We start from the raw sequence: 25713 nt of genomic DNA, 5'->3' as shown, positions 1-25713 counted from the left end.
GAGCCGGGGCCCACTCGTTCACTTGTAGCGGTAGACGATCCGACCGCGGGACAGGTCGTACGGCGACAGCTCGACGACGACCCGGTCCTCCGGCAGGATGCGGATGTAGTGCTGACGCATCTTGCCGCTGATATGCGCGAGGACCTTGTGCCCGTTCTCGAGCTCGATCCGGAACATCGCATTCGGCAACGGCTCGACAACCCGCCCCTCGACCTCGATGGCCCCGTCTTTCTTCGCCATATCCTCCGCGATCCCGGTTACACTCAACCTGGTCTGATTGCCCTGGTACTGCCCGCGGGACCGGCCGGCGCACACCGGTGCGACCGCGGGAACGGCACACCGTGTACAACGGCGAACACGACAACCGATCGCACACGAACAGGCGGCGCTTTGATACACCGCCTGGTCAGCTTACCGGTAGGTATGTGATGGGGCAAAAAGGGGTACCCTCCGCGAGGCGCGTCGCGCGGCCCGGACCCGGCTCCCCGACACTGAGCGCAAGGGTGGTTGTCGCGTAAACTGGCCGCTGTCCGAGGTCGACCATTCCAGGAGGGGACCGGTGAGCCGCAGCAACGACGGCCTCCCCATGCTGCCGCCATGGCTGGCCGATACCGAGGTCACCGGGGTCGGCGAGGGGAATTTCCGCAACTACGAGCCGCCGCCGGTCCAGAATCTGCCCCAGGACGAGGTCATTCCCGAGACCCCCGAACCGGCGGAGGGCTTCTTCGCCCGCCGCGGCCGCGGCGAGGACCGCTCCGCCGAGAGCGACAAGAAAAAGGGAAAGGGCTGGTTCCGGAACAAGAACAAGGATCAGCCGTCGCTCGAGGACCGCGTCGGGGAGCTCCTCCCCAACAGCACCGGCCCCCGCCCCGCCCAACGCAACAACTGGGCCGAGGCGACCGGCCGGCACGAGTGGGCCACCCCCCCGCCCGAGCACACCGAATCGTCGCGCCACTCGGGCGCCGATCCGTTCCCGCCGCCCGGGCAGGGCACGGCCGCGCCGTATCCGCCCGCCGACCGGCCCGACCTGCCGGCTCCACCGACGCCCGGTCCGGGGCAGCAGTGGGGTCCGGACAGCGCGCCGGCGCCCACGGCGGCCGCGCCGAATGCCTTCCGGGCGCCGGCGACCGATCCGCCGGAGCTGCCGGTACGGCAGCCGGGCGAGCCGGCGCCGGAATTCGACAGGTTGCGCCCGCATCACCCGATCCCGCCGCAGCAGGCGCCCGAGCCCGACCCCCGGCCCGGCACGACGGAGGACCGGGTGGGTGGCGCAGCCGGACCGTCCGCCGCGACGCCCGCGCCCCCGCAGTTCCTCCCACCACCACCGCCGCTGCCCGATCCGCCCGGCGACTCACCACGCGCGGAAGAGAGCCCGGCGCCGCAGCAGCCGTTGCGGCGACTGCCCGATCTGCCGCCGCCTCCCGCCGAGGTCGCGGCCGATATGGGCACCGTCGGCCCGGGCGAGCTCTCGGCGTCCGTCGAGTCGGACGCACCCGCAGCCGGCGAACCGGCCGATTCGCCGGCGCTCACACCCGCCCCGCAGCCGTTCACGGAACCCGATTCCTTCACTCCCCCGGCACCCTCCCCGGCTCCGGACCCCACCCCCGTTCCGGAGCCCACCAGATCACCGGACCCGTTCACGGCACCCGATTCCTTCACTGCTTCGACGCCCCCGGAACATGCCCCGGCAGCCGAACCCACCTCGGCTCCGGACCCCTTCCGAGCTCCGGAGAGCAGCCCCCCGCCGGCACCCGGGACCGCGCCCGCCGGCGGGCCGCGCGCGCCCGAAAGCGCACCCCCGCCGCACGCCGGCGCCCCCGGCGACCGGATGCGGCCGAGCCCCGGCGCACCGAACCGTGCCCAGTGGCAGGCCCCGGAGGCCACCCCACCTGCCGCGGCGCCCCGATGGCAGGCCCCGGAACCGGGCCCTGCCCGGCAACCCCTCCCTCAGCCACCGGCACCCCAGGCTCCGGCACCCCCCGCTCAGGGTCCGCGGCAGCAATGGCAGCAGAACCCGGGACCGCCCCCGCAGGGCCTCGGGCCGGCCCAGTACAACCCCGCACCCCCGCAGCAGTGGCAGCACCCGTCGGCCCAGCAGCAGCAGGGTGGGCCGCCGCCGCAGCAGTGGCAGCAGAACCCGGCGCAATTCGGCGCACCGGGCCCGGGCGCGCCATCCCTCGACGATGTCTCGGTGCGCCGGGCGAAGAAGGCCTCCGGCCACGGCTGGCGCAAAGTGGTGCACCACGCCTCCGGCGGCCGGATCAACCCCGGTATGTCAGCGGAGGAGCGGCGGCTGCAGGAGCTGGTCGCGCGGATCCGCCAACCGGTGCGCGGGGACTATCGGATCGCGGTGCTCTCACTCAAGGGCGGTGTCGGTAAGACGACCACCACCATCGGTCTGGGCTCGACCTTCGCCTCGATCCGCGGAGACCGGGTGATCGCGGTGGACGCCAACCCCGACTTCGGCACGCTGTCGCAGCGCGTCCCGTTGCAGACGCGGTCAACCGTCCGGGATCTGCTGCTCGATCCGGCCATCGAACGCTATTCCGATGTCCGGCGGCATACCTCGCAGGCGACCAGCCGCCTGGAAGTGCTTGCCAGCGAACGTGATCCGGCCGCCTCGGAGGCCTTCAACGAGGACGAGTACCGCGCGGTGGCCCGAATCCTGCAGCGGTTCTACAACATCATCCTCACCGACTGCGGTACCGGTCTGATGCATTCGGCGATGGCGGGTGTACTGCAACTGGCGCATTCCCTGGTGCTCATCTCTCCCACCGCGATCGACGGCGCGCAGAGCGCGTCGGCCACCCTCGACTGGTTGTCGCTGCACGGCTACCACCATCTGGTGCAGAACGCCGTGGTGGTGATCAACTCGCCGCGCGACGGTACGCCGAATATCGATGTGCAGCAGCTGCGGCAGTATTTCCTCTCGCGCTGCCGGGCGGTGCACATGATCCCGTTCGACCCGCATATGTCCGAGGGCGCCGAAATCGACCTGCCACGGTTGAAGAAGGAGACCAAGCGGGCCTACGTGGAGCTGGCGGCGACCGTGGCCGACGATTTCACGCAGAGCTACCGGCCGCATCAGGGCGGATGAACCCGGCGCGCGGAACCGGTACCGCGTAGTGGACCCCGGAACCGGCCGTGGCGGCGACCGGCCCGGGGCGTCACCACTCCGGCAACCTGCGCCTTCCGGCCAGCACATCGCCGACCAGCGCGTCATAGGCATCGGCCAGTTCGGCCAGATGATGCCAGGCGCCGTGCAGGAGTTCGTCATTCGCGTCCAGGGTCATCAGCGCGTGATGCGCGCGAACCGCTGATTCGGCGAGCCGATCGATGATCGCGCCGACGGTTTCGGTGTGCAGAGTGACACCGAGCCGATGCTGCGGAACATTGCGCCCCACCCAATCATCGATCGCCAGAACCAATTCCATCCGGCGCCGGTCGATCTCGACCAGCCGGTCGGGATCGGTGACGATGGAACCGCCGCGGCCCACCAATCTGCGCTCGTGGAGTACCGCTAGATCACGGGCGTACCAGAGCAGCTGCCCCCCGACGACCCGGTGTCCGCGCGCGGCGCGTACCAGTAGGTCCGAATTCGGCAGACCGGGAGACCCGCTCTGCGCCAAGGGATCAGCGCCGCGCTGGGCGCCGGGAAGAGCCATTACGACTGTTGTATCCGAACCTATCACGGTTGCCTCGCCGTTCATCGCCGCACAACACCGGGTCAGTACATTGATTACAATAAACCGCGAAAGGCCACTGTCAAGCGATACAGGCCCCCCCGGACACGAAAAGCGTACACTTCGTTACCTGGAGACCACCCGAGGAGCACGATGGCGGACGGTCCGACGTATCGGCGGATCGCGGACCACCTCCGCGAGGAGATACGCGCAGGCAGATGGCAGCCCGGGGATCGGCTACCCAGTCACTCCGAACTGGCCGAGCAGACGCAGGTTTCGCTCACCACGGCGCGTAATGCCATTCAGGTACTCGTCGCCGAGAATCTCGTCTACACAGCAACCTCCCGGGGGACCATCGTACGGAGCCGGGAAGTGCTGGAATCGGTGGTCACCGACCATATCCGGCCGGATCGGCCACGAGCCGGCCACGATATCTTCGAGGAGATAGCGCGCGCCGCGGGCCGGCGTCCGACCAAAGAGTTCAGTGCGCGGATGGAGCCGGCCGACCAGCGTGTCGCCCAGTGGCTGGGCATCCCGGTGGACTCCTGGGTGCTGGCTCGGACCGTCGTGCAATTTCTCGACAATGAGCCGTGGTCATGGGAGGTGAGCTTCTATCCGCGAGATCTGGCCGAGGCGACCGGTATCGATTCACCTCACGATATCGCTGAAGGGACTACACGCCGCCTCGCCGATCGCGGTCACGGCGAGACCGCTCACCGCGACACCCTTGTCGCGCGTCCGGCGAGCGCGGAGGAGGCCGCGGTGCTCGGCGTCGCCGTCGGCACCATCCTGTTGGATCATCTGCGAGTCGGCGCCAATCACCGGCGGGTCACCCGGGTGACCCGCCATCGCTCCATCGCGACCAGCAATCGACTTGCCTACGAACTGGGCGATTCCGCCGGAACAGCGGTGATCCGTGGCGTGCTGGATGAGACCGATCGGTCCGAGATATGGTTCTAGCTCATGACGGTGCAGATTCGGCCCGCCGCATCCGATGACCTGGAACTGATCTGCCGGCTGCGGCTACAGCGTTCCTCTTGGCTGGCCGCGCGTGGCTCGGATCAATGGTCTACCGCGGCGTGCGGCTTATCGATCGACTACTTCGCACACGTGGTACGCAGGGCCGTATCCGCCTGGGAAACCTGGATCGCGGAGGTGGACGGCCGGCCCGCCGGTACGATCACCATCAATGAGCGCGCGGACCAGGAGTTGTGGACGGCCGCGGAACTCGGCGATTCGCTGATCGTTCACCACCTGATCGTGGATCTCCGCTATGCCGGGCAGGGGGTCGGCCAGCAGCTGCTGGCCCATGCGGCCGCGCTCGTCCGTGCCCACGGACGCCATTGGGTGCGGCTGGACGCCTGGACCACCAACAGCGACCTGCACGCCTATTACCTGCGGGCCGGATTCCGGTTGGCACGGATCGCCGAACCGGGCAGCCAAAGCCCCTCGTGTGCGCTGTTCGAACGCCACGTCAACAGCTGGATGCGGGACGAGGGCGATCGCGGCGGCCGGGAGGCACTGTTCTCGACGACACCGCTGACCGGTTTTCCGATAACTCTGCCCGTATCGGGATGAATCCATCGCCGGTCGACCGGTCCTCGGCCGGGTGCGCCGACTACACCGGCGGAAGGTAGGCCACCTGGACCAACTCGGGTTCGCTGCGGGAACGAGAGATCAGCGTGCCCCGACCGGGGGGTAGTTTCGCCGCGCGGATATCACCCAGGATTCTTCCTTCGTCCTTGGGCGCGCTCATCAGCAGAGCGTCCACCGAGATATCCTTCATCCTGCCGAGGACCTTGTCGTACAACGCGCGAGCCGCCCCACCGGACCGCCGGGCGACGATGAGATGCATCCCGATATCGCGTGCCTGCGGTAGGAACTCCAATAGTGGTTCCAGCGGATTCTGACCCGCGACCACCATGTCGTAGTCGTCGACGACGATATAGATCTCCGGTCCACTCCACCAACTGCGTTCCCGCAACTGCTTCGGGGTGATATCGGAGCCGGGAATGCGTCGATTCAGATAGCTCGCGACCTCTTTGATCATGCCGACCGAAGTCTGGGAAGAGGTCGAGTACCCGGCCAGCTGGTCGCCTTCGAGGACCCCGAGCATCGTGCGCCGATAGTCGATGAGAATCACCCGCGCTTGATCGGCGTTCGAGTTCTCGGCCACACCCATCACGATATTGCGCAACAGCGTCGTCTTGCCACATTCGGTGTCGGCGAAGGCCATCAAATGCGGTTGGGCCGCGAAATCGAGAACCAGAGGACGCAATTCGGATTCGCCGATACCGATCACGACGCGCGTCGGACCGAGCTCGATTCCGTGCCGACGGGCGGCCTCGAGCACCTGTTCACGCGGTATCTCCAGCGGGAGCATACGCACCTCGGGAGCTCGGCTGCCGGCGTAGAGCACATTGAGCTCTTGTTTGGCCGCCGCGACGCCCTCGGCCAGGGTATCTGCATCGGAGTTGGAATCCAGCCGCGGCAATGCCACGAGCATGTGCAGGCTTTCCGGTGTCAAACCCCGGCCCGGACGGTTCATCGGGACGAGCATCGCGGTTCGTCGATCCATCTCCGAATCGGTCGGATCGCCCAGCCGCAACTCCAGTCTGGTGCCGATGAGATCCTTGATGTTGGGCCGGATCTCGGGCCAACGGCCGGCCGACAGCATGAGGTGGATACCGTAGGACAAACCCTGGGCGGCCAGCGCGTTGAAGGCCTGCTCGAGAGCGTCGAACTCGGCACGGATGGTCGGCCAACCGTCCACTACCAGGAATACGTCGCCGAAGGCATCCTCAGACAGCGGGTCGGCGCGCCGTTCCGCCTCAGGAAGCTGGGCGAGCCGGGCTTTACGTCTGCGGAACTCGACGATCGACTCGATACCCAGCTCACGGAAACGGTCTTCGCGCTGATGCAGTAGCGTGACGACTTCGGCGACCGTCCGGCGGACTCGGTCCACTTCCAGTCGGCTCGCCACCGATCCGACATGTGGCAGATCCCCGAGACTGGCCAGGGTGCCCCCGCCGAAGTCCAAACAGTAGAACTGGATCTGCTCAGGTGTATGAGTGGCTGCCGCCGCCAGGATTACCGTGCGCAGAGTGGTCGACTTGCCGGATTGCGGTCCGCCGACCACAGCGAGATTGCCCTGCGCTCCGGAAAGGTCGACAACCAGGACATCGCGCCGTTGTTCGTACGGCTTGTCGATTACGCCGATCGGCATCCACAGCTGTCCGCTGCGGTTCACCGGCGACTTCCAGTCCGGATCGGGAAGCAGCATATCGACGGACGGAGATTCATCGAGCGGTGGCAGCCATACTTCGTGAGCCGGCCGTCCGTGCCCGACGAGACGTCCCACGACCACTTGAAGCAGCGCCGGAGGTACACCGGCACTCGGGGTGCCGATCGGTTCGGCTTCCGGAGCAGCCATGTCGGCCGCGCCCGGCGGCGGCGGCAGCTCGGGCAGTCCGGGGCGCGTCGCGTCGGCCCCGGCGCGCGGCGCGGCGAGGAAGCCGGCTTCGGCTTCCCGAGCGGTGAACACCACCGGAGACCGGCCGCCGAGCGAACGCCAGCCGGCGTCCTGGTTCCCCCGCGGTGAAACATAAGGGCCGGACACGTACGCCGCGTTGAACCGCAGCGGATCGTCGGCGTCGCTTTTCAGATACGCCGAACCGGGCACACTCGGCAGATGATACGCATCGGTGATACCGAGCACCGCGCGCGATTCGTTGGCCGAGAAGGTACGCAGGCCGATCCGATACGACAGATGGCTGTCCAGTCCGCGCAGCTTGTTCTCCTCCAATCGCTGCGAAGCGAGTAACAGGTGCACACGCAGCGAGCGGCCGAGCCGGCCGATCATCACGAAAAGGTCGGCGAAATCCGGTTTCTGGGAGAGCAGTTCGGAGAACTCGTCGACCACGATGAAGAGTGCCGGTAACGGGTCGAGCCGTGCGCCCGCGGCGCGCGCTTTCTCGTACTCGGTGACATTGGCGAAGTTGCCCGCCGAACGCAGCAGTTCCTGTCGTCGGTTCATTTCGCCGGACAGCGCGTCCTTCATACGGTCGACCATCGAGAGTTCTTCCTCGAGGTTGGTGATCACCGCGGCGACGTGGGGCAGCGAGTCGAGACCGAGGAAGGTCGCCCCACCTTTGAAGTCGACGAGCACCAGATTCAACAGATCCGGCGAATGCGAGGTCACCAGCGAAAGAACCAGCGTCCGTAGGAACTCCGACTTACCGGAGCCGGTGGCGCCGATACACAATCCGTGCGGCCCCATACCGTTCTCGGCGGACTCCTTGATATCCAACTCGACCGGGGTACCGTCCGGGGTCACTCCGATCGGTACCCGGAGCCGTTCACGGTCGCTGCGCGGACGCCAGACCACCGCCGGATCTATCTGCGCGGCATCGGGCACCTTCAGCAACGACATCAGGTCGGCGACAGAGCGATTCTCGTCGCCGAGACTGACGATCTGCGCCGCTGTCGCCACCCGATACCGCGCCATCGCGCGGGCCAGTGCGACTGCCTCCGCCACGCCGACCGAGTCGGCGGTCGCGAATTTCTCCGTCCCCGCCGCGGATTTCGCCGCGACCATCCCGCCCTCGACGACCAGTTGCAGTCCGCGGCGCACAGCCAGCCCGGTCTGCGGGGCGGACAGGTCGACGACGGTGACCGAGTCCAGTCCGGCGTCGCTGACGATCCGCTCGGTGCCGCTGACGTAACCGTCGTCGATGATGATCAACAGGTGGATACGCCCCGCCGTCGGCTGCGCGTTGCGCATGAAGCGGCCGCGCTCGAGAAGTTCGGCCGACATGGCGGTCTCGAGTTCGGCCAGCGACTGATACATCATGCGCCGGGAACCGAGTTCGTCTCGTTCGACGGGATGCTGCAGGTGGGGCAGCCATTTCGCCCATGCCCACGTATCGCCGTCCGGGTCGGCGCAGATGATCGCCACCGCGGTGTGGTCCGGCCCGTGCAGGGCGGTGAACTCCATCAGCATCGCCCGGACCAGCATCCGGGCCGCCACGGGATCGCCTTCGATATTGACGGCGGGGAATGCCCGCAACGAGATCGCGGTGGGCAGATTGTGCACCACCGAATGGGTTCGGACGAACCGGCGCAGCGCGACCGTGGACACCGGCTCCAGGTCCTCCAGCGGACCGGTTTCGGGCCGGGCCAGCTTGGTCGCCAGCCGATGACTGCCGACCCCCACTCGCACATGACCGAAATCGGGATCGTTCGGCCGTCGTTCCCACATCCGCCGGCTGCCGACTATCGATTGCAGATCCGCCGGCTCGGGATGGCTCCAGCTCAACGCTTCCAACTGGGCAACGCCGGTCTTGCGCACATCTTTGCGTACCTGGTCGAGGTACCGGAAATAGTCTTTACGTTCTTCATTGAGTTCCGCGGCCTGCTTGGTACCACCGCCGCCCCGGTAACCCGCCATCATGCCGACCATGGACATGAGCATCATCAGCGGGAACATCATCATGAAGGGATTGGCCAGCAGGTTCCGGCCCATCATGACCATCATCGCGATCATGCCGACGACGGCGACGACCATGACCAACGGCATGAGTTTCATCAACAACCCGGCCGGCACCGGCCGGGGTATCTCCGGTGGGGCGCTGAGTGCCACTTCCCCGCCCGGGGGCCGGGGCGGTGCGATCCGAGGCCGTCGCACAAATCCTTCGGTAGCCATGTCCTACAGCCCTTCTCCGGCTCCGGTGTCCGCCGCTGGATCGGCGCTGCCGCGTTGTCTGCGGAACGGGACGGACAACGCGTATCCGACTCCCAGCAGGGAGAGCAAGGTAAGCGTGCCGACGGTCGCCACTGTGCGCGGTAGCGGATCGACATACGGCGCGGGCGCCGGCGCGGGCAGCGCTCGCGGCACATCGGCTCCCGTACCGATCGGCTGCGCGGGCAACTGCGCCGTGAGCGCGGCGAGCGGGTCGATCAGTCCCGCACCGATCCGGTCGTCTCGACCGGACCCGGGTTGCATCGCCGTGCGGGTGATCCGGTCCATCACCTGCTGAGCCGAGAGCTCGGGGAATCTGGCACGCACCAATGCGGCGAGCCCGGAGACATAGGCACAGGAGAAGCTTGTCCCATCGATGGACCCGACGCCCTCGCCGGTCTGCACGGAATCGACGACACCGGTGCCGCCCGGCCTGCTGTCCAGCGAGACGATGCCGTGGCCTGGTGCGGCGACGCCGACCCAGGGGCCGTGCATAGAGAAAGGCGAGGGCCTTCCATCGGCGTCCACCGACGCGACCGAGAGCACATACGGGCTGAACCAGGCGGGACTCACCACGGTCCGCACCGCACCCCAGTCCGTACCCTCGTTCTGCTCGCAGGCCCCACCCTGCTGCACGTTGCCGGCGGCAGCCACCACGACCACATTTCGGTCGTAGGCGTATTTCACGGCGGCGCCGAGCGCCGCGTCGGCGGGAGCGGCCCCGGACGGCGCGCAGGCGACCTCGGAGATATTGATCACGGTGGCACCCGTGTCGACGGCACGGACAACCGCCGCGGCCAGAGTCGCCACAGTGCCGTACCCGGCCGTAGTGATCTGGCCCGCGACGTCGCCGCCGGGCCGGTCCTTCGCTTCGTAGGCCAGGCTGAGCTGGCGGATCGCCAGGATCTGCGCATCGGGGGCCACTCCGGCGAATCCGTCATCGGGACTCGGCGCGGCGGCGATGACACCGGCGACCAGGGTGCCGTGACCATCGCAGTCGGCAGTACCGTCGCTATTCGACACGAAATCGCCGCCCGGCTGCAGGGCGGGCAGACGTGGATGCCTGTTGACCCCCGTGTCTATCACCGCGACCTTCTGTCCCCCGCCTCGGCTGAACTGCCAGGCCGCGGGCAGGTCGAGGAGGCGTTGCGACGGTGGCGGGTCCCGGGGTGGGGCACCGGCGAGAGTCGGTTCGGCGCAGACCGATCGCTGTTCGGTCGGTTCGAGCGGCCCTGCCGCTGCCGCGATGGCCATCGCGGCGCCCAGGGCCCCCTCGTCGATACCGGGCGGTGCGACGGCGGAGGCGGGCGCGGGCAACCCGATCGTGCTGAGACCGACCATCAGCGCCACCCCGGCCAGCCGCGACGAAGTGCTCATCAATTCGCCTCGGTCATAGATTTCTTGCGGCGGAATAGAGGTCCATGATCCACAACACCAGCGGGATGATGGTGACGATCAGGAGATATTCGAGGATCTCACCCAGTCTGCGTACCACCGGCGACATCTCTATATGCGGTGCGATCACACCGAAGTACAGCATCGCGACAGACAGGCCGAGCAGCAGGCAGGCCGCCGACACCGGGGTGGCGGCCGGTCCGAGCCCGACAGCGACCGAGACGGCGACCAATGTTGTCGCACCGCCCCCGATCAAGATGCTCGCCTGGAGCAGATCCGCGAACGATCGTCCACGCAGGCACAGGATCAGCCCGATCACGACCGCGAGCGCGATGCCCTGCCAGCGCGCCGCGCCCAGCGGATCGGCCGCGAGTACCGCGCCGAGGACCGACGTGACGACACTGCCCAGCAGCAGACCGGACTGATAGTGGTTCGCGGCGGTCGCCCGGCGCTCCAGTCCGGCTGCCGACGGCAGCGCGGTGGCGCCGATGGCGCCGATATCCTCGATTGTCGGTCGCGGCTCGTGATCGGCCGGGTCGATCGCACCGCCCGCGGTCGGCACCGGGGGCACCGGAAGACGCGCGGCCGCCACCGCTATCCGTGGCGCCATGGTGATCACGATCAACGCTACGACCAGGGCACCCGCGGCGATCTTCGGTGTCTCGATATCCCACACCATTCGGACGAAGGCCGCGAACCCGCCGCACACCGCGACGGTGACGACCACCGCGCACATCATGGCGCCGACCCCGGTGACGCTGTATGCCACCAGGGTGATCACCAGGGCGGTTACGCAGCCCAGCAGGAGGTGCGGACTCCCGGGATCACCCGGGACGAACAGCGCCGCCGCGGCGGCGCCCGACAGCAGCGTGTACAGCGAGAGCATCACCGCGACGAGTAGGGCGCCGTACTTGCGGACCGCGATCACCGCCGCGGCCATGGCCGCGAGTCCGGTACCCACGGTGATGAAGCCGAGGTAGATGCTTGCACCGTTCTGCTTCGCGGTCATCAGCAATCCGAGCGCCGCGAGCAGTCCGCCCAAGGCGGTGACCACACCCATCCAGCGTGCCGCGCCCGGTGTCCAACTACGAAACGACGCGGCGGTCAACCGCGACACCGCATCGATGACATCGTCGAACAGCGCGGGTGATTCCTTGGCGGTCACCGAACGTAGTACGAGCAGTTCACCATCGAAGACCTCGGCGTCGGTCAAGGTCTGGTTCGGTGAGATGGGGTCCCGGCCGATTCTGGCCAGTGTCCAGTGTGTGGTCCGCGGGGGCGCCCCACCGCCTTCGTGTTCGGTGAGATCCGGGGTTCGCGATTCGATGAGATCGACGATGTCCGCGATAAAGGACGCGATCGGGATCGTGGCAGGCAATCCCAGGTCCAGCTGGGTATTCCCACCGATCACCGAGACTCGACACAGATCAGGATCAGCCGCCTGCACGCCGCTGGTCGACGACTCGCTCACGAGCTGACTGACTCCCTACACGTTCACGCTGTCGAACTTGATGACGCGCTCAATCTATACCCACCCCAGCCGGTATGCTCGATGAGAACCCGCAGTTTTCGTGGCCTATGGGGGCTTACCTACATGACCGGCAACCGCCAAGCACAACGCGCCTTCGATGCCGGCGTATTGTCGTTGGGCCTCTCCGTCGAGGGCCAGGAATCCGCCCGAGACCTGGACTATGCCAAATTGGCATTCACTCGGGCGACCGAGTGGGATCCCGATATGTGCGACGCCTGGCTGGGCCGTGCCGCGGCGGGTGAGGTAACCAGCGAGGTCTTGTTCAACTTGTACAAAACGAGTTCGACTTCCCTGTTCCGGGAACAACGCCGCCTCGGATTGCAGCCCCGTGAAATGGCGGGTCGCTTCGTCATCGGCCAGTACATCGACTATCCGCTGGCGAGTTATACCGAGATCTGGTTGGCCCAGGCGTCCGCACTGATCGGCGAAGGTGACTACGACGAGGCCGAGCGGGTACTCGACGAACTCGCCGAGCATCGCAGAACTCAACTCTCGCACCCCGAGCGCGAAATCGACGACCGTATCTGCGCCTATGTCCGTGCGACGCTGCACTACCAGACCCAGCGCTGGTCCGATGTGATGACGGTACTCGCGGGCTCCGCCGAATGGGACGATCCCTTTATGGCCGCGGCGGCGCACGTGATGGTCGGTACGGCATGTGCGCAGTTGGGGTTGTTCGGCGAGGCCATCCGCCGGATGGAACAGGCCGAGCACGGCCCGATCCCGGCGGCCGCGCTCACGGCCCGTTTCTGCCGCGGCCTGTGTCTGCGTGAGACCGGCAAAGAATCCGAGGCGCAGGCCATTTTCGAGAAGGTGTACTCGGAGGCACCGGATTTCGAGGCCAACACCAACGCCATGCGCGACCGTAAGTACCGCCTCACGGTCACCACCCAGGAGCAGATCGATGCACGCACCGATCGCTGGGACCCTTCCTCGGCTCCTTCTGTCGAGCAGATGGGCCGTGAGGAGCGCGACGACAAAGCCAAGCTGATCCTCGCGGACGCACGGGCCGAACTCGACGCGCAGATCGGACTTGCCGCGGTCAAGACCCAGGTCGCCAAACTACAGGCCACCGCGCAATTGGCGAAGATACGCGCGGAGAAGGGCATGGCCAGCGCGCCGCGCGGGCAGCATCTGGCCTTCACGGGCCCACCCGGCACCGGTAAGACCACCGTCGCCCGGGTGGTGGCCAAGATCTATTGCGGGCTCGGTCTGCTGAAGACGGACTCGCTTGTCGAGGCGAAACGCGCCGATTTCGTCGGTCAGCATCTGGGCAGTACCGCGATCAAGACCTCCAATCTGATCGACAGCGCCATGGACGGCGTGCTGTTCATCGACGAGGCGTACACCTTGATCCAGTCCGGGCTACAGGGCGGGGACGCGTTCGGGCGCGAGGCGGTGGACACCCTGCTCGCCCGGATGGAAGATGATCGTGACCGGCTGGTGGTCATCATCGCCGGTTACGACGGCGAAATCGATCGGCTGCTCGCCGCCAACGACGGTCTTGCCTCCCGGTTCGCGAAACGGGTCAAGTTCGATTCCTACACGCCGGTCGAACTCGGTGAGATCGGGCAGTTCATCGCCCGGAAACGGGATTCGGAAATCACCGACGAGGCATTGGCCCTCCTCGTCGAGGCCTGCGCGGAGCTCTACGACAAGGAGAGCACCGACCAGAACGGCCAACCGCGCCGCGGTATCGACTTGGCCGGTAACGGGCGCTTCATCCGGAATATGATCGAGACGGCCGAAGAAGAACGTGAGTTCCGGCTTGCCAACGACGAGAACCTCGACCTCACCGATATCAACGAATCGGTACTCATGCGCATCGAAGCCGATGATATGCGCAATGCGCTGTCCAGCGTCCTGTCCACATTGCGCTGAATGCGTGAAGGGATAGATCATTCACGCTACGACAGAGGCCGATCAGTGCCCCATCGGTAGCGTGTCATGGCTCACCAGAGCCTCCCCGGCCGAGAGCGTCGGGCCGGGTACGAGCTGACCGATGATCGGCCACGGCGCAGGTCGTGGCTTTTCCTCCAAGCCCAGGATGGCGGCCGTCCGGGCATCGGGGATGCCGTAGCGAATACCGTTGTCGGCTATGTAGAAGAGGCTGCCCCGGCGCGCGCTGCCCGAGTCCATGGCCGCTGCCTGAACGAACTCGCCGGTACCCGGCGCGATATAGGAGCCGTCCAAACGATCACCCGTGCCGTCCGCGGTGGCGAGTTCGACCGGTGTGGATGATTCCGACAACGGCAGTTCACGGCCCGCGAGCATCGTCACCGTCGACGTCTCGGCGTCCCCGGTCCACGATATGCAACCCACCGGCGATTCCTCGGCCGTTTCGATCTGGGGGGTTTCCCGGGGGAAGTGCTCGACCGCGAGTGTGGTCAGCACCGGGATCCCGATCAACCGGTCCGGCGGGACAGTGGTGATCTCGGTCATGCCCTGTGAATTCGCGTTACGGATCACCTGGGCGGCGAACGGGGATACACGCTGCACACCGTCGGCCAGTACCACGTACAGCTCGTCGGCATCCACCCCGCGCACCCGGACTACACCGCCGACCGGCACATCGGACAACCGGCCGGGCCCGGCTTCGCCGATGCGCTCGATCTGCGGCGGATTCAAGGCCGGCACCTGGACCGCCGAATTCAGCAGCCCCGTGCTGATCGGCCGCGGCCGATGGTCGTGTAGTGCGAGTGATTGAGCCATCACCGAATTGGCGGGATCCACTTCCGCCCGCTTACCGTCGAACAACAGGAACGTTTTGCCGTCGCGGACCACCAGCAGCGCTTTCGCCGAAGCCAGCGGCCGCGCCGCGGCGTCGGTGTCGGTGGCCAGGGAGCCCGCGAGCACTGCGGACGCCGCCCCCGTCGATTCGACCGCGCTGCCCGCGGCGGACAGCGCGACGGTGTCACACAGCGTCCATGACGACCGGTCCCCGGCCGACGAGCCGGGCAGCGTCGCGGGCGCGCCGGGGATACCGACCAGCGGACCGCGCGCCATATCACCGAGTTTGGATTCCTTCACCGAGACCGGCGCTTCGCTGCTCTGGGTGATCAGCCGGGCCGAGGCCAGGTTCAGCGCGGGATACATCGTGTTGTCGACGATGGCGTACAGCGCACCGGTCTCTTTGGCCATCACGATCTTCGAGTCGCCGATCGCGCCCTGTGGTCGCAGGAACGACATGATCGCCGCTCCCGCGATGACCAGGATTCCGAGTACCGCACCCACGATGAACGAGCGGGATTGCGATCGCATCGGATCGTGGAGCATGCGCACGTCCCGCCGCACCATCGCGTGCTCGTAGCGACGCAGCAGAAACCGGTACCCGTTGACCTGGGCACGCGTTGTCAACTGGGCCGGCACGAAACCTCCGAACAAGACATGGATATAGAAGTGGCGTCGGCGTTCGGCGCTCGTATTCACGAACATGGTCACCGCCGCACGCGACTACAGTAGCGAAGCGATAGAAGATCAGTCCATGATGAGGATATGGCGACAACGACAGCCGAGCCGGCCGCACGGGTTTCGGCCCCACCGCTGAGTTCACCTCAGTATTGGTTGTTCCGGGCGCTTCCGTTGCGCCGTGTGATTCCCGTGCTGCTGTTTGCCTGCGCGATCGCGCTGATCATTATCGCTTTCGGCGCGCCGGTCTATGCCGCTGTCGCCTCCGGCGTACTCGTCGTGGCGGTTATGCTCGTGCCCCTGCGGGGCATATGCCTGGCCGCTCTCCTCGGTGAAGCATTCGCATTCCGCCGGTATGCGTTGTTTCGCCCGTCGGACGAGGCGAACCACGCGCCGTTCGATGTACCGGTGCCCGACGGCGGTAGCTACGGCATGCGCTGGGACGGCGGACGACTGCTCACCATGCTGCGCGTCGACGCGCAACCACAGACAGTGACGCTGCTGAGCCCGAACGGCCTGAATACCGGCGATATGGTGCCGCTGCCGGAAATCGCGCGCTGCCTCGACCAATTCGATATCGACCTGGATTCGATAGATGTGATCAATACCGGATCGCGTACGTCGGACGCGGGCCCGGTGGCGGTCGTGTACGAACAGATCCTCGGACCACTGCCCGCGGTGGCGCATAGAACAGCCTGGGTCGTGTTACGCCTGGATCCGTTGTCCAACGCGCCCGCGGTGAACAGACGCGGCGGCGGCTCCACCGGAGCACTGCGATCCGCCATCGTCGCCACCCGGCGCGTGGCCAACCGTCTGGCGGCCAGAGACCTCACGGTATCCGTGCTGTCCGCCGCCGAGATCACCGCCACTGTGGACCAACTCACCCACGGCGCCGATCTCACACAGCTGAACGAGACAGCATCGAGCGTCGAATACAACGGAATACATTTCGCGAGCTATCGCATGACCCCGGAAGCGCTCGGCCCGCGGGGGCTCGCCGAAGTCTGGGCCACGCCGAGCCTCACGACGACGGTCACCCTGCGCCTGCGCCGCGCCGATGATGCCCCGACCGACCGGAGCACGGCCGGCCCGGCGAGTATCTCGGTTTCCGCGGTCGTCCGATTCGACGCCCGGCTGGAACCGCCACGCATCGCGGTCCCCGGCCTGATACCGATGGCCGGCAAGCATCGCCGTGCGCTGTTGGACCGCCTCCCGATCAGCGCGACCGGCCCGGGCCTACCGATCGAAAGCTACCTGGGTACACCGGATTCGCTGGCCGAACTCTTCACCCCGATCATCGGCTGCGGGCAGGTGATCGGTGCCGATTCGTCCGGACAGGGCGTCGCGCTGCCACTGGTCGGCCAATACGTCCGGCGAGTGGAGGTGGTCGGCGAGTTGCTCATCGCGAAACAGGTGATTCTGCGCGCGATCGCGCTGGGTGAGACCGTGGTGGTGCACACCAATCGCCACGACGCCTGGCGGTCCATGGTGGACCGGGTCCGGTCACCGCAGGCGCTGTCGCTGGCATCCTGGTCCGCCGCCTCCCAACAGGCCAGCTCGTATCGGTCGGCGACGGTATTCGTCTACGACGGTATCCCGCCGTCCACTCATCACTCCGACGCGACCGTGATCTTGCTACGTCCCCACGGCAGCGAAGCCATCGGGAACTTCACCGGTGACATCACGCTGGTCGAGGACCTCCACACCGCGAACCTCGTCACCGTCCGGACCGCGACGGAGACGACCACCGTCCATATGGTCGCCACCCCGGCGGAGATGAGTTTTATGGGCGCCGAGCCGGGGTCGACCTACTGAACATGCCGCCACGGCCCGTTCACCGACATCGTGAACGGGCCGTGGCGGAGAACACACCGGCCGGTGCTACATCCCGGCGAAGCTGTCGTAGACCTTCTTGTCGGCATGCTGGGCGTTGCCGAGCGCGCGGTCGCAGGCGTCACGGAGCGCCTCGAGAATCTCGGCAGTGTCGCTGAATTCGCCTTCCCAGCTCTTGTGCGCGTTCGCGAAGCCTATGGCGGAATCATTGTCTTCCCACGCGACCTTGATCATTTTGTCAGCTGCGGTCTCCAGCTGGCGAATCTGGGTTTGCAGCGCCTTGTGGTGGTGATCCAACTGGTCCATGAGCGGGATGAGGTATTTGGGGTCGTAGAGCATATCCGGTCCTTTCAGGGATGAGGTGGGGTCGACTAGACCAGATTGGTGAAGGAGTCGACGTTACCGGCGTCGACCTCGTTCTTGGTCTTACCGCCCTCGAAGAGCAGCGACGTCATATGATCGAGTTTGGCGTTCAGGCGATCACCTTCGTCCTGCCATTCGACGGCCTTCTTGGCGCACGCGGTACTGGCATCACCCTGCCAACCGGGCTTTGCGGCCTCGATATCGGTGCCGATATTCGAAATAGTCTTCTTGATTTCCCCGACGGCTGTCATGAAGTCGTTCACCACATCCGCGGCGGCGGCATCGTCGAGACTGACCTTGCTTGATTCGCTCATTCTGTAGACCTTTCCTCGTCAGTTCTGTTCACGGTGTATCGAGTTGATATCGAGAAGCTCGCGCACGGCCGGCCCTCGTCGACGTGCGAGCTAGGGCATCCACCTTCCTCCGGGCAGCGATTCGATCAGCCCGGAGACGGCCTGCCCGATCCGGTGGTCGGAACCCGATGTGAAGGTGGACCAGACCCGCAGGTCCGTGTCGGTGCCGGGGCCGGCCACGATTCGGCCTCGCGAGGTGTCGTATACCGCGACCGCTCCGGACGATTGTGTGGTCACCCCGTCGCGATGGGCGTAGGCGACGATCTCGGCGTGCGCGTGACACGTCGACATGGCGAGCCCGAATTCGATCGCGTCCCCTTGGTCGGCGACACCCAAGGTGTACAGCGCCTGGGCGAAGTCGCTCGAGGTCTTCGCTCCGTCGAACCGCACGCACAGTTCATCGGCGAGGGCACTGAATCCGGCGACAGGCGCTGGACTACATGGCCCGAGAACTTTCAGCAACGGGCGGGCCAGCACCGCCCCGTTCTCATCCGCCCAGACCGTACGGATATCGAAGACGGAGCCGCTTCGAGTGGCCCACGCGTGCTCGAATCCGCGACGTGCCAGGCATACCCGGATCGTGCCGGTTTCGGTGTGGATCCGCGCTACCAGCTCCCGGTCCGGCTGCGCCAGCACCCGTACCGCGGTGGCCAGCTCTGTTTCCACCTCGTCGTAGGTGTCGATCAATCCGGCGGCACGCAATTCGCCGTAGGCCTCCTGCCGAGCCGCGTGCCACGCCTCGACCGTATCCTGTCGCGGACCCACCCCGAGGACAAACGGTAGGGCTTGGATACCGAGCAGTTCGGATACAGCGAGCAGACCGTCATTGGTCACAGTCGGCATACCGGGCTCCAGTATTCCGGCGGTATCACGGCCGTGCCTCGGCTTGCGGCGCCGACATACGCTCGGCGGCGCCGAGAACCGGTGGTGCCGCGTCGAACCCCGCCTCCAGGTTCAGTGCCGCACCCGGCCGCGGGGTGCCGGCGGCGCCGGCGCGGCCCACACGGTCGCCGTCACCGAGGGCACCGAGCGCACCCGCCGCAGGTCCCATACCGCCCGGGGACATCCGGCTCGCGGCGCTGTCGCTCGACGCCGCGAGCGATTTCGCCGGCACGACTTCCGGCGCGGATACCGACTGGGCGACGGTTCGAGCCCGGTACGCGACTTTCGCGCGCGAGGCCGCACGACCCGGGAGGACCGCGAATCGGCCGCCCGCGGTGGCGGGCCCGACGACCGATGCAGTCGCCCGCGCCGTGCTCTGTTCGGCTTCCAGCGCGGCACTCGTCGCGATGACCGGCGGACGCTGCTGTGTCCAGGGATCGGCCAGGGAGGTCGTGGCCGACTCGTAGCTCTGCATCACCCGTGCCGCGTTCGCCCGTGCGAGGCTCTGTTCGCCGTCCACCTGCGCCGCCACCGCGACAAGAGGCGCGCCGAGCGCGGCGCCCGCATGCTCGACGCTTTGTTTCAGGTCCTCCAACGCGGCCACCTCGGCGATATGCGGCATCGCGAGCCTGGCGACCTCATAGGCGACGGCATGACCACCGGCGTGTCCGGCGTTGCGGCCCGCGGCCGCCGCCGCGTCGACGAGCCAATCACGCAACCCGGTGATCCGCTCGAGTACCGCTTCGCTCTCCGGTGACCGCCACGACTCCCGAAGTCCGATCATTATCTGCTCGTACTCGATGACGGCGGCTCCGAATGTCGCGGCCAGCTGCGTCCATGCCCTACTCGCCTCGGCCATCGGCGCGGCTCCGGGGCCCGTGGTCAGGTCACGGGACAACTGTTCGGTGGGTCTGGCGGGCCAGACGACACCGGTGAATCCGATTACCGGTGGTTCGACCATTGGTATGCCTCGCCGCTATCTCGCTGCCATGATGTCGGTGGCGTTCTCTTCGTCCATCCGAACCAGCGCATCGGTATGGGAACGCAGGGCGGCGGCCAACTTCCGGATCTCCAGCACCCCGGCGGTCGCGGCGTCGTCATAGGAGGACGCGACGCCGCGCAGGGTTTCGGCCGCACGTACCGACACTTCGTCCGTTCCCGCGGGATCGACCGCGAGAGCGGGGATCAACCGATCCAGGTCGGTCTCCAACCGGGCCGCGAGAGTGTCCAACGCGGCCGCCGCTCTGTGTGCCCGGGTCGGTTCGATTTCCATGACCTGCTCCTGTCAGAGGATGAGCGACTTGTCCGGCGAATCGGAATCCAGCCGTTGCGATACCTGTTCGGCGGCGCCGACCACCGGCAGCGACGCGCCTTCCAGATCGCCCACTACTTCGTTGCCGTGCTGCTCGGTGACCAGCAGCCCGCGCAGTCCGTCGGCCGATTGTTCGCCCGAGCGCGCCGCGGCCGCGGCCGCGTTACCGCCCATCGGCATGACGCTCGGGCCGGAGCTCGCGCCGCGTACGGCCGAGGCCGGGGTGGACGCCGCCGGCTCGGCGCCGGGCACACTCATACCCGCCGGTCCAAGGGATCCGCCCGGCCGGGCACCGGACCACGAAGCCAGCTGACGAGCGGGGCCACCGGCCCCCGCGGCCATCCCGCCGACCGCGCCCGCGGGCACAGCGCCCCCACCTTCGAGACGCGCTCCGCCCGGTTCCCTGTCTCGTTCGACAGTGGACTTCGGTGGATTCAACGCGGTCTGCGCGGCTTGCAGCGCCTGACCGCCCGTGGTCGCCAGTTGGGTCAACGGTTGGACGAGCTGCATCAATTGCGAGATGGTCTGGCTCGGGTCCACATTCTTGGGCGCTCCGGTGACCGGTATCTTGGTTCCGGTCGCGGTCATGGCCCCGCTGTGCACGGTGAGTTCACCCCGCGTCTTGGCGACAACCGCCAGCGCCTCGGCCATCGTCTCGGTGGTCATCGCCATCAAGAAAACCTGTCCGGCACCGGTGGTGAGAAACGGTGCCGCCGCGGTGACCGAGGCCATGAATTTCGCGATGATCGCCGCCATCAGCGTCGCGCCCTGGAATACGCTGCCCGCCGCCGCCGTGACTCCGAGCGAGGTCTGCGCGCTCTGCGCGGATACGGCCGCTCCGTCCGCGGCCGCCTGACCTGCCTTGTCCGCCGCGGCCGAGGCACCCATCCCCTGCCACAGCATCATCGCGACCTGAAGCGCGGAGGAACCGACAGTCATCGCCGTCTGCACCACGGTGGACACCTGTGAAAGAACCTGCGCGGGATCGGTGTCCGGGGCTCCGACACCGCTCGCGAAGGGCAGCTGCCCGGTGCCGAAACCGGCGGCGAGATCGGTGAGCGGTTTGGCGAGCAGGGACAGATCGATGACCGGTAGTGGCGGCATCTCCGGTAGCGGCGGCAAACCCGAGATCTCGGGCAGCGCAGGCAATCCCATATCTCTCAGGACATCGTTCACCGGCCGATCGAGCGCGGGGCCGGCCGCGCTCTGACGCAGCAGATCCAGTACCGACTGGTCGATCGGTGGGGTCATATCTCTTTGCTGACCGTAACGAAATCGGTCACTGCGGCCGCCTCGGTGGCGTCGTAGAGAGCCGCGCTCTCGTGCGCGGCGACCGCCGTCATTCCGTGCACGTACGCCAGTTCGGCGACCGAGGACAGGTTGTTGGCTTGAGCGACCACGAAAGCCGCCAGGAAATCCTGGCCGATCACACCGAACACCGGTATCGCGGCAGCGAGCGTGGCGGCCTGGTTGGTCGCGCCGGCAACAACCACATCAGCGGCCATCGTCGCCGACGCATCCGCGTAGCCGCGGATCGCGTCAGAGGTGACTGAAAGATGATTCATCGCAAACCTGCTCTGCCAGAAGTTAATTGAACCGACGCGAACCTACCGCAGCATGCGGTTCGTCGTACAACGGTGTTTCACAAGGCACAACCGGAACCGCCCTCGATCGCCCATATGCGCTCCGTTCACTCCGAATTTCCTCGATTGAAGGCGGTGACCAGTTCGGCCCGCTCCGCGAAGGCGCACCGCGCGGCCTCCGCTGCCGTACTCACCAGAATCCGCTCGAACTCCTTCGGCGACAATTGCGCTGTTCTCGCGGACAATTCCAGATCCAACATCGCCCCGTTACCGTCGACCTCCACGGTCACCACACCGTCCGGAGAGACCTTCCGCACCCGAACCGCTTTCATCTGATCGGTGAGGTCACGTAACCGGTTCAGCGCGTTGCCGGCCCGCGCCTCCAGTTCGTCCATCGCCCGGCTCATACCGGCCTCATCCAACTCTCCGGTTCGACATCGTATTCGGCTTCCTCGACCAACTCCTGGTGCGCGACGTCCTCCGGTTTGGGCAGCCCGGTCAACGCGAGCATCTCACTGCTCAGACCCGCCGCCGCGAGTTCCGCCCGGCGTTCGAGGCCGGCCCGGTTCGCCGAGCGCTTACACAGTCTGACGATCTCGGCAGCCAACTCGCCGGGCGGCCGGGACAGCTCCTCCCGCTCGATCGTGAGAGCGATCGGCAATCCCTGTTCGGTTGTCTCGATCTCGATCGAGCCGCTCCGCGACGTGACGGACCACATGGCATCCCTTATCTGTTCATGCTGCTCAGATAGCTTAATCGGGGCCAGAAGGCAGGACCCGCCAAATCTGGGGACCGTCCAGCTGTTCTATCACTGTCGCTGCTCGCCGAATACGATCAGCCACTGTTGCCGCCCTGTCACTGTGGCGATGCCGGGAGCCCGGCGCCCGACCGCTCATCTCGGATGGTCCGGATGACGGCGGCGATCTCGACATTGATCATGGCAGTAAAACGTTTGGCATCCGCGGGTTCGGCGACAGGCGGGAGAGCCGACCCGATCACATATCTCCCATCGTCGGGAAGGTCACGCCATTCCAACCAGAAGCTCACCCGGCCACGCGGCCCGTAGAGTGAAAACCCCTGGCAGACCTCTATAGCCCCGAGCATCGATGGGACCGCGCGCTGAAACCGGTCGGCGGCATGGCCTGCATCGTCGAAAGAGTCCCACACGCCCGAGTCGCTGTAGCTGTGGTCCATCTCATCGACGCTCTGCGGCATCGGCAGGGTGATCCGCGACTGCCGCCCTGCCTCGACTTTCGGTAGACATTCGACTACGGCACCGGCCAGGGCAGGCGGATCGCATTCGGTCACGGTGAAGCCGGCGGGGTGGTGGACGGTTTCACCAGGCAACTGGGCCACCAGATACCCGCGGTCCTCCCGGCGGACTCCCAGCATGCGGATGGTGCCGCGCGCGTTCCGCGGATCCCGGCCGTCGATTCCCCGTACCACGAGGCTGAGGTCCGGCTCGTTCACATCCCGGCAGATCCGGTCGAACGCCGGATCGTCGTTGGACCGCCACCGTTGCCGGATACTCCGCAGTTCGCGCTGGTAGTCCTCCTCGTATGGGATGTCGGTGACCAATACGAACGGACGCGGAATGTCCAGCCCCGACCGAGACCACAGGGCCTCGAACTCGAGGGCGGTGAAACGCCACGTACGGTTCATTTCTCGACCACCGGCCGGACAACACGCGGCGCTTCACCGAGCGCTTCCTCGAGGTGATCGGCCGATTCGAGATAGGCCGGCCGTCTCTGCTGATTGTTGCCGTCGCCGGCGCCTCTACCGGCCGCACCCGCCGCGCCCGGTGATCCAGGGGCTCCGGCCATCGGCGCCATCCCCGCCCTGCTCATCGCCATCGGTGCCCCGGCCGCGGTGACGGGGCTACTCGCGCGTGGAAACAGCTTCGCCGCTTGAGACAGATCCCTGTTCAGCGGAGTACCAGGAGCTCCCGAACCGGAGATTCCACCACCGAGTTTCGGTGCGCCACTTTTCGGATCCAGGCCGGCGCCCGGCACCGACGGCACACCGGGCAAACCCGCGAGGCGCTCGGCGGCCGCCTGCTGTTGCGCAGCTTGTTGCCCGGCCTGCAATGCCTGCTGAGCGGCCTGTGCGGCCTGTGCGGCCTGCTGCTGCGCCGCCTGCTGCAGGGCCTGTTGTTCGGCTCGGTCGGCGGCTTGCCGCTGCAGTGCTGCCTGCTGCCGCATTGCCGCCTGCTGGTCTCGCTGGTAGGCCGCCAAGTCCGCATCCCGCCGACCGGCGGCGGCATCTATGGCACGCTGCGACGCGGCCTGATCCGGTCCCGGATAGCCCGGCATGGGTCCCGGCTGTCCCGGCGCACCCCCACCGGAATAGGGGGCCGAGCTGGAAGCGAGATCCGGAACGGCACCCCCGGAATCGGGAGCGCCGGTCGCCAATTGGGGCGTATTCCGACCCGTGGTGGACGTATGGTCGACCTTTTTTCCCTTCTTCGTGACTTTCCCCAGCGGCGGTAGGGCCTTGAACGACGCATCCGGATAGACAAGAGGTGGTACCCGAGCGGCCGACCGCTCGACGCCTTTGGTGTAGTAGTTTCCGAAAAGGTCCTGATAGAGCGGAAGCCAATCCGTCTGTTTCGGGTCGCTATCGGCCGGGTTTTTTGCTTGCGGCGGCGTGTTCTCCGCGGTCTTACCCAGCCAGCCAGCTGTATAGATCAAATTGTCCTGGACCAGATACATACTCTTACGAAGTGGTTTTATTCCGTCCGCGTACTGCTTGATCGCCGCGACAGCAGTTTCCGATCCCGGCCCCGACCACTGGTCCGCGGTCACCGAATCCACCCGGTTGAGCAGTTCGGTGAACGTCGGCTGAATACGATCCCCCATCCACTTCCATATGCCGGAAGCTTCGGCAGCCAGCTTGGCGGAATAATTTCTCTTCAGATAATCGCCGAGCCGATACAGCCGATTCCATTCCTGCCTCTTGCTCTCCCCCCAGACAGTCGATGGTAGAAAATCGTTACTCTCCCGCAGCCGCTTCGACACGTCCCCCACTTCCCCGAAGATCTTGCCCTTGTCGACCTTTATCTCGGGCACTTTGGTATCGAAGGTCGGATAATCGGTTTCGATGAAGCGTGTCTCGACCTTGTCGAAAAGCGCCTCGTTCTCCTGCTCGCCCGCGTCGTAATGCTTCCCGGCGGCGATGAAGGTGTCCATCATGTCCTGCAGAATGCTCAGATGCGCATCAATTATTCGATACATCTCCGTACCACGGTCGGACAGCTTGGCGGCGAGAGCCTCACCCGAGGGAAGATCGGAGAACGGGGACAGATTCATGAGACTACGGGTTCCCCACTGCAGCGTTCGCAGCTGTGTGATGGTCTCCGCCGCCGCTTTCGCCAGTTCGTAGGCAGCCTGCTGCTCGAACATCAACGGGTCCTTCGACCGGGTGGCCCGCCGTTTGAGCTCCGGCCAAGGGTTACCGGGCATGGGCAGTGGGTCCGGTGTCGGCGGCCCGGAAGGGGTGTTGTCTTCCATACGTCCTGACTCCTCGACTATCTCGGCAACATCGGAAAACCGGACAGGTTGCCCTGTTCATCGTCACCCATGCGTTCGGCCCCGGGCAAACCAGTGGTAGGAAGCCGACGACGGAGGAACT

22 protein-coding genes are annotated in these 25713 nt (G+C 66.4%); 5 read left to right on the top strand and 17 right to left on the bottom strand.

Annotated elements, in window-relative coordinates:
* Positions 1-18: 18 nt before the first annotated feature.
* The gene (gene infA / locus NGR01S_RS08740; protein ID WP_003418601.1) at positions 19-240 is read right to left on the bottom strand and encodes a translation initiation factor IF-1; all 222 of its coding nucleotides are present in this window, start codon (positions 238-240) and stop codon (positions 19-21) included.
* Between the two features lie 1201 nt (positions 241-1441).
* Here infA and NGR01S_RS32380 point away from each other — a divergent pair.
* Positions 1442-3097, top strand: coding sequence for a MinD/ParA family ATP-binding protein (locus tag NGR01S_RS32380; RefSeq protein WP_084480548.1), 1656 nt, complete (start codon positions 1442-1444; stop codon positions 3095-3097).
* Positions 3098-3167: 70 nt separating this feature from the next.
* Here the strand turns inward: NGR01S_RS32380 and NGR01S_RS08730 are convergent, their stop codons facing one another.
* Positions 3168-3665: a DUF4254 domain-containing protein gene (locus NGR01S_RS08730; RefSeq protein WP_063035639.1), complete on the bottom strand. Its 498-nt coding sequence runs from the start codon at positions 3663-3665 to the stop codon at positions 3168-3170.
* Positions 3666-3836: 171 nt separating this feature from the next.
* Here NGR01S_RS08730 and NGR01S_RS08725 point away from each other — a divergent pair, with 171 nt between their 5' ends.
* Positions 3837-4643, top strand: a complete 807-nt coding sequence (locus tag NGR01S_RS08725; RefSeq protein ID WP_063035638.1) for a GntR family transcriptional regulator — start codon at positions 3837-3839, stop codon at positions 4641-4643.
* A gap of 3 nt (positions 4644-4646) precedes the next feature.
* The gene (locus tag NGR01S_RS08720) at positions 4647-5261 is read left to right on the top strand and encodes a GNAT family N-acetyltransferase (RefSeq protein ID WP_084480513.1); all 615 of its coding nucleotides are present in this window, start codon (positions 4647-4649) and stop codon (positions 5259-5261) included.
* 40 nt (positions 5262-5301) lie between these two features.
* On the opposite strand, the gene eccCa is transcribed toward NGR01S_RS08720, so the two are convergent.
* From eccCa to eccD, 3 genes are read right to left on the bottom strand one after another with little or no spacing between them, the layout of a single operon-like run.
* Positions 5302-9387, bottom strand: coding sequence for a type VII secretion protein EccCa (gene eccCa, locus NGR01S_RS08715; RefSeq protein ID WP_063035637.1), 4086 nt, complete (start codon positions 9385-9387; stop codon positions 5302-5304).
* A 3-nt stretch (positions 9388-9390) separates the two neighbouring features.
* Positions 9391-10800, bottom strand: coding sequence for a type VII secretion-associated serine protease mycosin (mycP, locus tag NGR01S_RS08710; protein WP_063035636.1), 1410 nt, complete (start codon positions 10798-10800; stop codon positions 9391-9393).
* 13 nt (positions 10801-10813) lie between these two features.
* Positions 10814-12289, bottom strand: a complete 1476-nt coding sequence (eccD, locus tag NGR01S_RS08705; protein ID WP_084480511.1) for a type VII secretion integral membrane protein EccD — start codon at positions 12287-12289, stop codon at positions 10814-10816.
* A gap of 123 nt (positions 12290-12412) precedes the next feature.
* Between eccD and eccA the strand changes: the two genes are divergently transcribed.
* Positions 12413-14230 (top strand): type VII secretion AAA-ATPase EccA, encoded by a 1818-nt coding sequence (gene eccA / locus NGR01S_RS08700; protein ID WP_063035635.1) that lies wholly within the window; start codon positions 12413-12415, stop codon positions 14228-14230.
* 42 nt (positions 14231-14272) lie between these two features.
* Here the strand turns inward: eccA and eccB are convergent, their stop codons facing one another.
* Positions 14273-15784 carry a type VII secretion protein EccB gene (gene eccB, locus NGR01S_RS08695; RefSeq protein WP_307718767.1) on the bottom strand — a complete coding sequence of 504 codons (1512 nt, stop codon included), beginning with the start codon at positions 15782-15784 and terminating at the stop codon, positions 14273-14275.
* A 60-nt stretch (positions 15785-15844) separates the two neighbouring features.
* On the opposite strand from eccB, the gene eccE reads away from it, so the two are divergent.
* On the top strand, positions 15845-17572 hold the full coding sequence (gene eccE / locus NGR01S_RS08690; RefSeq protein WP_084480509.1) for a type VII secretion protein EccE: 1728 nt from the start codon (positions 15845-15847) through the stop codon (positions 17570-17572).
* A gap of 66 nt (positions 17573-17638) precedes the next feature.
* Here eccE and NGR01S_RS08685 read toward each other — a convergent pair whose 3' ends face one another.
* The 11 genes from NGR01S_RS08685 to NGR01S_RS08635 all read right to left on the bottom strand — a co-directional run bounded on the left by NGR01S_RS08685 (position 17639) and on the right by NGR01S_RS08635 (position 25592).
* Positions 17639-17929: a hypothetical protein gene (locus NGR01S_RS08685; protein WP_063035633.1), complete on the bottom strand. Its 291-nt coding sequence runs from the start codon at positions 17927-17929 to the stop codon at positions 17639-17641.
* A 32-nt stretch (positions 17930-17961) separates the two neighbouring features.
* Positions 17962-18267 (bottom strand): WXG100 family type VII secretion target, encoded by a 306-nt coding sequence (locus NGR01S_RS08680; RefSeq protein ID WP_063035632.1) that lies wholly within the window; start codon positions 18265-18267, stop codon positions 17962-17964.
* A 90-nt stretch (positions 18268-18357) separates the two neighbouring features.
* Positions 18358-19149, bottom strand: coding sequence for an ESX secretion-associated protein EspG (locus NGR01S_RS08675; protein WP_063035631.1), 792 nt, complete (start codon positions 19147-19149; stop codon positions 18358-18360).
* A gap of 25 nt (positions 19150-19174) precedes the next feature.
* A complete protein-coding gene (locus NGR01S_RS08670) occupies positions 19175-20149 on the bottom strand; it encodes a PPE domain-containing protein (RefSeq protein WP_063035630.1) in 975 nt (324 codons plus the stop codon).
* A 15-nt stretch (positions 20150-20164) separates the two neighbouring features.
* Positions 20165-20461 carry a PE family protein gene (locus tag NGR01S_RS08665; protein ID WP_063035629.1) on the bottom strand — a complete coding sequence of 99 codons (297 nt, stop codon included), beginning with the start codon at positions 20459-20461 and terminating at the stop codon, positions 20165-20167.
* A gap of 12 nt (positions 20462-20473) precedes the next feature.
* The gene (locus NGR01S_RS08660; RefSeq protein ID WP_063035628.1) at positions 20474-21751 is read right to left on the bottom strand and encodes a hypothetical protein; all 1278 of its coding nucleotides are present in this window, start codon (positions 21749-21751) and stop codon (positions 20474-20476) included.
* Positions 21748-22065 (bottom strand): hypothetical protein, encoded by a 318-nt coding sequence (locus NGR01S_RS08655; RefSeq protein WP_063035627.1) that lies wholly within the window; start codon positions 22063-22065, stop codon positions 21748-21750. Before NGR01S_RS08655 ends, NGR01S_RS08660 begins: the two co-directional genes overlap by 4 nt.
* A 125-nt stretch (positions 22066-22190) precedes the next feature.
* A complete protein-coding gene (locus NGR01S_RS08650) occupies positions 22191-22490 on the bottom strand; it encodes a YbaB/EbfC family nucleoid-associated protein (protein ID WP_063035626.1) in 300 nt (99 codons plus the stop codon).
* The gene (locus NGR01S_RS08645) at positions 22487-22801 is read right to left on the bottom strand and encodes a hypothetical protein (RefSeq protein ID WP_063035625.1); all 315 of its coding nucleotides are present in this window, start codon (positions 22799-22801) and stop codon (positions 22487-22489) included. Before NGR01S_RS08645 ends, NGR01S_RS08650 begins: the two co-directional genes overlap by 4 nt.
* Positions 22802-22938: 137 nt before the next feature.
* A complete protein-coding gene (locus tag NGR01S_RS08640; protein WP_063035624.1) occupies positions 22939-23745 on the bottom strand; it encodes an ESX secretion-associated protein EspG in 807 nt (268 codons plus the stop codon).
* A complete protein-coding gene (locus NGR01S_RS08635) occupies positions 23742-25592 on the bottom strand; it encodes a hypothetical protein (protein ID WP_063035623.1) in 1851 nt (616 codons plus the stop codon). Before NGR01S_RS08635 ends, NGR01S_RS08640 begins: the two co-directional genes overlap by 4 nt.
* Positions 25593-25713 lie beyond the last annotated feature (121 nt).

The sequence above is a fragment of the Nocardia grenadensis NBRC 108939 genome (assembly GCF_001613445.1).
In the GTDB taxonomy this organism is placed as follows: Bacteria; Actinomycetota; Actinomycetes; order Mycobacteriales; family Mycobacteriaceae; genus Nocardia; species Nocardia grenadensis.
The sequence above is the reverse complement of the archived record's forward strand: the minus strand, read 5'-3'. Positions and strand labels throughout refer to the sequence as shown.

Bases quoted from the DNA above. Each gene is read 5' to 3' on its own strand.
- infA (WP_003418601.1), bottom strand. From the start codon at position 240: ATGGCGAAGAAAGACGGGGCCATCGAGGTCGAGGGGCGGGTTGTCGAG.
- NGR01S_RS32380 (WP_084480548.1), top strand. From the start codon at position 1,442: ATGGGCACCGTCGGCCCGGGCGAGCTCTCGGCGTCCGTCGAGTCGGAC.
- NGR01S_RS08730 (WP_063035639.1), bottom strand. From the start codon at position 3,665: ATGGCTCTTCCCGGCGCCCAGCGCGGCGCTGATCCCTTGGCGCAGAGC.
- NGR01S_RS08725 (WP_063035638.1), top strand. From the start codon at position 3,837: ATGGCGGACGGTCCGACGTATCGGCGGATCGCGGACCACCTCCGCGAG.
- NGR01S_RS08720 (WP_084480513.1), top strand. From the start codon at position 4,647: ATGACGGTGCAGATTCGGCCCGCCGCATCCGATGACCTGGAACTGATC.
- eccCa (WP_063035637.1), bottom strand. From the start codon at position 9,387: ATGGCTACCGAAGGATTTGTGCGACGGCCTCGGATCGCACCGCCCCGG.
- mycP (WP_063035636.1), bottom strand. From the start codon at position 10,800: ATGAGCACTTCGTCGCGGCTGGCCGGGGTGGCGCTGATGGTCGGTCTC.
- eccA (WP_063035635.1), top strand. From the start codon at position 12,413: ATGACCGGCAACCGCCAAGCACAACGCGCCTTCGATGCCGGCGTATTG.
- eccB (WP_307718767.1), bottom strand. From the start codon at position 15,784: ATGTTCGTGAATACGAGCGCCGAACGCCGACGCCACTTCTATATCCAT.
- eccE (WP_084480509.1), top strand. From the start codon at position 15,845: ATGGCGACAACGACAGCCGAGCCGGCCGCACGGGTTTCGGCCCCACCG.
- NGR01S_RS08685 (WP_063035633.1), bottom strand. From the start codon at position 17,929: ATGCTCTACGACCCCAAATACCTCATCCCGCTCATGGACCAGTTGGAT.
- NGR01S_RS08680 (WP_063035632.1), bottom strand. From the start codon at position 18,267: ATGAGCGAATCAAGCAAGGTCAGTCTCGACGATGCCGCCGCCGCGGAT.
- NGR01S_RS08675 (WP_063035631.1), bottom strand. From the start codon at position 19,149: ATGCCGACTGTGACCAATGACGGTCTGCTCGCTGTATCCGAACTGCTC.
- NGR01S_RS08670 (WP_063035630.1), bottom strand. From the start codon at position 20,149: ATGGTCGAACCACCGGTAATCGGATTCACCGGTGTCGTCTGGCCCGCC.
- NGR01S_RS08665 (WP_063035629.1), bottom strand. From the start codon at position 20,461: ATGGAAATCGAACCGACCCGGGCACACAGAGCGGCGGCCGCGTTGGAC.
- NGR01S_RS08660 (WP_063035628.1), bottom strand. From the start codon at position 21,751: ATGACCCCACCGATCGACCAGTCGGTACTGGATCTGCTGCGTCAGAGC.
- NGR01S_RS08655 (WP_063035627.1), bottom strand. From the start codon at position 22,065: ATGAATCATCTTTCAGTCACCTCTGACGCGATCCGCGGCTACGCGGAT.
- NGR01S_RS08650 (WP_063035626.1), bottom strand. From the start codon at position 22,490: ATGAGCCGGGCGATGGACGAACTGGAGGCGCGGGCCGGCAACGCGCTG.
- NGR01S_RS08645 (WP_063035625.1), bottom strand. From the start codon at position 22,801: ATGTGGTCCGTCACGTCGCGGAGCGGCTCGATCGAGATCGAGACAACC.
- NGR01S_RS08640 (WP_063035624.1), bottom strand. From the start codon at position 23,745: ATGAACCGTACGTGGCGTTTCACCGCCCTCGAGTTCGAGGCCCTGTGG.
- NGR01S_RS08635 (WP_063035623.1), bottom strand. From the start codon at position 25,592: ATGGAAGACAACACCCCTTCCGGGCCGCCGACACCGGACCCACTGCCC.